Origin of the sequence: Streptomyces sp. NPDC057616 (assembly GCF_042800575.1) — a bacterium.
Classification (GTDB): domain Bacteria; phylum Actinomycetota; class Actinomycetes; order Streptomycetales; family Streptomycetaceae; genus Streptomyces.
In genome coordinates, this window is the sequence record NZ_JBHVGU010000013.1 from 120598 (window position 1) to 126711 (window position 6114).

6 protein-coding genes are annotated in these 6114 nt (G+C 73.1%); all 6 read right to left on the bottom strand.

Features of this window, described 5'->3' with window-relative positions; translation table 11 throughout:
* Positions 1-100: 100 nt before the first annotated feature.
* The 6 genes from ACFU97_RS18280 to ACFU97_RS18305 are packed head-to-tail and all read right to left on the bottom strand — an operon-like array spanning position 101 to position 5986.
* The gene (locus ACFU97_RS18280) at positions 101-1354 is read right to left on the bottom strand and encodes an ROK family protein (RefSeq protein WP_384257294.1); all 1254 of its coding nucleotides are present in this window, start codon (positions 1352-1354) and stop codon (positions 101-103) included.
* Complete coding sequence (locus ACFU97_RS18285; RefSeq protein WP_384257297.1) at positions 1341-2291, bottom strand: sugar kinase; 951 nt, start codon at positions 2289-2291, stop codon at positions 1341-1343. Before ACFU97_RS18285 ends, ACFU97_RS18280 begins: the two co-directional genes overlap by 14 nt.
* The gene (locus tag ACFU97_RS18290; protein ID WP_384257299.1) at positions 2288-2917 is read right to left on the bottom strand and encodes a bifunctional 4-hydroxy-2-oxoglutarate aldolase/2-dehydro-3-deoxy-phosphogluconate aldolase; all 630 of its coding nucleotides are present in this window, start codon (positions 2915-2917) and stop codon (positions 2288-2290) included. Before ACFU97_RS18290 ends, ACFU97_RS18285 begins: the two co-directional genes overlap by 4 nt.
* Complete coding sequence (locus ACFU97_RS18295; protein ID WP_384257301.1) at positions 2914-5013, bottom strand: dipeptide ABC transporter ATP-binding protein; 2100 nt, start codon at positions 5011-5013, stop codon at positions 2914-2916. Before ACFU97_RS18295 ends, ACFU97_RS18290 begins: the two co-directional genes overlap by 4 nt.
* Complete coding sequence (locus tag ACFU97_RS18300; RefSeq protein ID WP_384257304.1) at positions 5010-5753, bottom strand: SDR family NAD(P)-dependent oxidoreductase; 744 nt, start codon at positions 5751-5753, stop codon at positions 5010-5012. The genes ACFU97_RS18295 and ACFU97_RS18300 overlap by 4 nt, the downstream gene beginning before the upstream one ends.
* Positions 5741-5986 carry an SMP-30/gluconolactonase/LRE family protein gene (locus ACFU97_RS18305; RefSeq protein ID WP_384257306.1) on the bottom strand — a complete coding sequence of 82 codons (246 nt, stop codon included), beginning with the start codon at positions 5984-5986 and terminating at the stop codon, positions 5741-5743. The genes ACFU97_RS18300 and ACFU97_RS18305 overlap by 13 nt, the downstream gene beginning before the upstream one ends.
* Positions 5987-6114: the final 128 nt, after the last annotated feature.

A 6114-nucleotide genomic window follows, 5' to 3' on the forward strand; every position in this document is an offset into this window, starting at 1 on the left:
CCTGCTCGTCGAACACGCCGAATGCGGCCGGACGGCGGCCGTCGGCGCGGTGGGAGGGGTCCCCTGCCACCGCCCCGACGGGCTGGACGGACCAGCCGGGCTAGACGGGCAGCATCGGTACGGGGTCGGAGAAGAAGGCGTGCAGCGGCAGGCTGCCCGATCCGCGAACGAGGGACCCTTCGCCGAGGCCGGTGGGCACGATGCGTTCGGCCGCGGTGGGGCGGCTGAGCCGGGCGGCGGCCGCCGCCCGGAGCGCGTCGAGGTGTTCCGGGGTCTGCAGCAGGCCGCCGCCGAGGACGAGCAGGTCGGGGTCCATGAGATCCAGCAGGATGCCCGCGGCCGTACCGACGTGCTCCGCCCGTTCCCTGAGCAGCGCCGCCGCCTGTGCGCTGCCCGAGCGGGACTTGGTGACGAGGGACTCGAAGGAGGCGTGGGACGGCACGACTCCGGCCTGACGCGCGCGTTCGAGCACGGCGACGTCGCTGGCCAGCGCGGCGAGGCAGTCGGTGCGTCCGCAGCGGCACGGCGTTCCCTGCGCGGTGTGCCCGAGCGGAAGGTGGTCGATGGTTCCCGCCGCGGCATCGTGACCGAGGCGGAGACGTCCGTCGACCATCAGGCCGGCGCCGACGATGTTGCCGATGAACAGGAAGATCGAGGAGCCGGCGTGCCGCGCGGCACTGAGGTAGGTCTCGGCCAGCGCCATGGCGCGGACGCTGCTGTCGATGAAGACCGGGCGGCCGTCGTCGGTGCCCAGTTCCTGCGCGAGCGGGACGTTCTTCCAGCCGAGCAGGGGGTGGTCGACGACGACGCCCGTGTGCGGATCGACCCGGCCGCCCGTGGCCACGCCGGTACCCAGGACGCGCTCGGGTCCGCCGGCCTCGGTGACGAGCTGGTCGCGCAGCTCCCGGGCCTCGTTGAGGATCGCCTTCTGCGTTCTGCCGCGGTGCGTGAGGGCGTGTTCCGTCACGACGTCGCCGGCGAGGTCGAGGAGGCCCCCGGTGGTGCGGCGCAGTCCGATGTGGATGCCGACGAACCGGTAGTAGGCGGTGTCGAGGGCCACGGGCACCCGGGGGCGCCCCATGTTGCCCCCGGCCACCGCGGTCAGTTCGACCAGCATGCGGGCGCGCGCCATCTGCGCGGTGATCTTGGTCATGCTGGTCGCGCTCAGCCCGGTGGCATGGACGATCTCGGAGCGTGCCGACGGCCCGCGGTGCAGCAGGGTCCTGGCGACGAGCGCCGTGTTGCGGCGCCGCAGGCTCTCCAGACCGCTGCCGTGCGGCTGCGTGGCGCTGGGCAGCGGGCCGCCGTCGGGGCGCCGCGCGGCGTCCTGGTCGTCGGTGTCAGCGGAGTACATCGTCACCCCGCACCATGTCGATCTCGGCCCGGGACGGCAGTCCCTCCCAGTCGCCCGGGCAGGCGACGTTGACGGCGGCGACCGCCGCGGCGGTGTCGAGCGCCTCCTGGGCGGAGCGGCCGCGCGCCAGGTCGACCAGGAGCCCGGCCGCGAAGGAATCGCCCGCGCCCACCGGGTCGAGGGTCTGCGCGGGACGCGGCGGCACTTCGTGCAGGCGGCCGTCGTCCCAGGCCACGGCACCGTCGGCGCCGCGCTTGACGACGGCGAGCCGGGGCCCGAGCCGGCCGAGTGATGCGGCCGCCTCGAAGGGGTCGGCCATCGGATGCTTCGTCAGGAGGGCGGCCTCTCTCTGGGTGGCGAGCACGATGTCGGCCCGCTTGATCACTTCCATGAGTATCGGTCGGGCCTCCATCGCAGTCCAAAGCGCCGAGCGGTAATTGAGGTCGACACACACGGTTCGCCCGGCCTCCTCGGCCAACTCCAGCGCGCGGAAGACCGCTTGGCGGGCGCTCGCGGACAGCGCCGGAGTGATCCCCGACAGGTGCACGATCCGTGCCTCGGCCACATGCTCGGGCAGGACATGCTCCGGAGCGAGCCGGGCGCCGGCGCTGTGCCGCCGGTAGTAGGACACGCGGGAGAAGCCGGCGCTGCGCCGCTCCTTGAGCAGCAGACCGGTGGGCGTCCGGGGGTCGACGACCACACCGTCCGTCTGCACCTGCTCGGCGCGGAGGGTGCGGAGGATGAGCCGGCCGACCTCGTCGTCGCCGACGACGCCCACCCAGGCGGCACTGCCGCCGAGCCGGCTGACGCCGATGGCGACCGTCGTCTCGGCCCCGGCCATGGACAGCCGCATAGGGCCCCCCATCCGCAACGGTCCGATCCGCTCGCTCTCGAAGAGCCCCATCGTCTCGCCGTACGTCAGCACGTCGACGGTCATGAGACAGCAGCCTTCCATGCGCGGGCCCGCACCCGCAGCCGGGCGAGGTCCCCGGTCTCCAGAGTGTCGCCGGTCAGAGGTGAGCCGATCCCCACGGCGACGGCGCCGGCTGCCAGCCAGGCGGCCGCGTCGTCGAGTCCCACACCGCCCGTGGGCACGACACCGGCCTCGGGCAGGGGGACGCGCAGCCGGCGCAGGAACTCAGGTCGGTGCGAGGCCGCCGGGAACAGCTTCACGAGTCCGGCGCCCGCCTCCAGCGCCGTGGCGATCTCGGTGGGGGTGAACGCGCCCGGCAGCACCGCGGTGTCGTGGGCCCGCGCGTACTCGATCACCGGCACCGACAGGCTCGGTGCCACCAGGAAGTGTGCGCCCGCCTCCAGGGCCCGGCGAGCGTCGTCGACCGTGCGCACGGTGCCCGCGCCGGCCACCACGGACCCGCCGGCGGCCTCGACGGTACGACGCAGGGCATCGGGTGCGCCCGGACCGGTGAGCGGGAACTCCAGCACTCGTACGCCCTCCTCGACGAGGAGCCCCGCCGCCGCCACCAGGCGGTCGGTGCTGGAGCCCCGCAGGATCGCCACGAGCCGTGTGTCCCGGATCGCGCGGACGGCGGTGGACGCCTTCATGATGTCTCTCCCGAGGGGGCGAGGACGGAGGTCCGCGTCGCACCGAGACCGCTGCCGCTCAGCTCGCCGGGGAAGTGGCAGGCGGCGTAGCGGCCGGGGGCCACCTCGGTCAGAGGCGGGCGTTCGGTGGCGCAGATGGTCCGCTCGGGGTTGGCCCTGGGACCGATGGGGCAGCGGGTGTGGAACCGGCAGGCGGGCGGGGGACTGATCGGGCTGGGTACGTCGCCGGTCAGGACGATGCGCTCGCGTGCCCGCTCGCGCTGCGGGTCGGGCTCGGGCACCGCCGACAACAGGCTTGCGGTGTAAGGGTGTTGCGGCCGGGCCGTGATCTCATCGGAGGGTCCCGACTCGACGATGTGACCGAGGTGCATGACCATGATCCGGTGCGAGATGTGCCGGACGGTCGCGAGGTCGTGCCCGATGAAGAGGTAGGCCAGTCCCAGGCGCCGCTGCAGATCCTGGAGCAGGTTCACGATCTGGGCCTGCAGCGACACGTCGAGGGCGGCCACCGCCTCGTCGCACACCAGCAGGCGGGGGTTGACCGCGAGAGCGCGGGCGATGACGACGCGCTGCCGCTGACCGCCGGAGAACTCGTGCGGGTAGCGCGACGCCGCCTGCGGGTCCAGGCCGACCAGTTCGAGGAGTTCCGCCACGCGGCGCTTCACCTCGGCGCCGCGGGCGAGCCCGTGCACCAGGAGGGGTTCGCCCACGGCGTCCGCGACGGTCAGGCGCGGGTTGAGCGAGGACATCGGGTCCTGGAAGACCAGCTGGGTCTGGCCGCGGTACCACCGCAGGTCGCCGCCGCGCAGGACTCCCACGTCCCGGCCGTCGAACTGGATGGCTCCCGACGTCGCCGGGTGGATGCCCAGCAGGGCCTTGGCGAGGGTCGACTTCCCGCACCCCGACTCGCCCACCAGGCCGAGCGTCTCACCGGGCGCGATCGAGAAGTCGATGCCGTCGACCGCGCTGACCTGGACGGTCCTGCGACGCAGTGATCCGGTCCGTCGCTTCACCGGGAACGTCTTCACCAGATCCCGCACGCTCAACAGCGGCTTCTGGACGCCGCGTTCGACGAGGGGGTCCGTGATCGGAGCCGCCGGGGGCGGTGGCGGGAGCACGCCGTCCGCACCGGAGACCCAGCAGGCCCATTCCCGGTGGCGGTTCTCCTGCCGGAAGACGGGAGGCTGCTCGGTGTGGCAGCGGTCCTCCGCGGCCTCGCAGCGCGGCGCGAAGGCACAGCCCGGGACGGGGGCCACGAGGTTGGGCGGCCGGCCTTCGATGGGCCGCAGGGGCAGCTGCCGGGGCGTGGCGAGATGCGGCGTCGCGGCCAGGAGTGCCCGGGTGTAGGGGTGCCGGGGCCGGGCGAACAGCTCGTCGACCGGCGCCTGTTCGACGATCCGTCCGCCGTACATCACGGCCACCCGCCGGCAGGAGCGCGCCACCACGCCGAGATTGTGCGTGATGAGCACGATGGCCGTGCCCAGGTCGCGATTGAGCTCGGCCAGCAGTTCGAGGATCTGCGCCTGGATGGTGACGTCGAGCGCCGTCGTCGGTTCGTCGGCGACGATGACGTCCGGCTCGTTGGCGAGGGCCATCGCGATCATCACGCGCTGGCGCATCCCGCCGGAGAAGGCGTGGGGGTAGTCCGTCAGCCTGGCATCCGGATCGGGGATGCCGACGCGTTCCATGAGGTCGAGGGCGCGGGAGCGGGCCTGCGCCCCGGTGAACTTGCCGTGCGCGAGCATCGCCTCGACGAGCTGGTCACGCACCCGCATCACCGGATTCAGCGACGACATCGGATCCTGGAAGATCATGCTGATGCCGGCCCCGCGCACCTCGCGCATCTCCCGGTCGGAGAGCGTGAGCAGGTCGCGTCCGCGGTAGATCACCTCGCCGGACACGACGCGCCCCGGCGACCTGACGATGCGCATCAAGGACATGGCGGTCACGGACTTGCCCGAGCCGGACTCGCCGACCAGAGCGAGCGTCTCGCCGGCCCGGACGTCGAAGGACACGCCGCCCACCGCCCGGACGACACCGCGCTCGGTGGTGAAGTGGGTGGTGAGGTCTCGGACTTGGAGAACCGGTTCGGTCATGAGCGATCTTCCTCCGGAAGCCGGGCGAGCAGTCCGCCGTCCACGGGGAGGACCGCTCCGGTGACGAACGAGGCGTCGGGGCCGGCGAGGAAGGCGACACAGCGTGCGACCTCCGCCGGCCGGCCGGCCCGGCGCAGCGGGTAGTGCGCCACCACGTCGTCCAGCAGCCGCGGGTCGCGCCAGACGTGGGCGTTGCGTTCGACGGCGACGAAACCGGGCGCCACCGCGTTGACCCGTACTCCGAGCGGGCCCCACTCGACCGCCGCGGTGCGGGTGAACGCCGTCAGGCCCGCCTTGGCCGTGGCGTACGCGCCGAAGCCGGGCAGGCCCGCGTGCGCGTGGACGGAGGTGACGTTGACGATGGCGCCGGGGCGGGAGTCCAGGGCGGCCACGAAGCGGCGGCTGAGCGCGATCGGTGCGCGAAGGGAGACGGCCAGGGTGTGATCCCAGCCCTCGTCGGTGCTGTCGAGCAGATGCGCGCGCTCCTCGGCGAAGGCGCAGTTGACCATGACGCCGAGCGTGCCGGGCAGGGCCGCCGCGGCCTTCAGGCACTCGTCGTGGACTGCGGGGTCGGTGATGTCGCCGACGACCGGGTGCCAGGGCGAGTCGGCGGCGACCGCGTCGTCGATGTCGACGGCGACGACCTGACTGCCGAGGTCATGGAGGCAGGAGGCGACGGCGCGGCCGATCCCGCGCGCCGCGCCGGTGACGATGCTGGTGGTGCCGTTCAGCGCGGCCATGTCGAGATCACCATCCTGTTGGTCGGCAGTCCGCGGGTGCCGGGCGTGAGCCGGAACAGGGAGCCGGCTCCCCGGGCGATCTCCGCGGATCGACGGTCGGGCCTCACGGGACGGCAGCCGGAGGTCACGAACAGGTAGCCCAGACCGGCCCCGCCGAAGGCGCAGCTGGTGGGGTATCCGACCGGCAGCACGATGCGCTCGCGCAGTTCGCCGGTGGGGGAGTGGCAGGCCACGGCGCCGGGGGCGGGGGGGGGAGGGGGGAAGAAGTTAAAGAACGGAATGTAAAGCAGCAAGGTAGTACGGGAGGTAATTAAGGAGCCGCACCGCCGGCGGGGCACCATCGCAACGGAGCGACCGGGTA

Excerpts from the sequence above, each read along its gene's own strand:
- ACFU97_RS18280 (WP_384257294.1), bottom strand. The coding sequence starts at position 1,354 with ATGTACTCCGCTGACACCGACGACCAGGACGCCGCGCGGCGCCCCGAC.
- ACFU97_RS18285 (WP_384257297.1), bottom strand. The coding sequence starts at position 2,291 with ATGACCGTCGACGTGCTGACGTACGGCGAGACGATGGGGCTCTTCGAG.
- ACFU97_RS18290 (WP_384257299.1), bottom strand. The coding sequence starts at position 2,917 with ATGAAGGCGTCCACCGCCGTCCGCGCGATCCGGGACACACGGCTCGTG.
- ACFU97_RS18295 (WP_384257301.1), bottom strand. The coding sequence starts at position 5,013 with ATGACCGAACCGGTTCTCCAAGTCCGAGACCTCACCACCCACTTCACC.
- ACFU97_RS18300 (WP_384257304.1), bottom strand. The coding sequence starts at position 5,753 with ATGGCCGCGCTGAACGGCACCACCAGCATCGTCACCGGCGCGGCGCGC.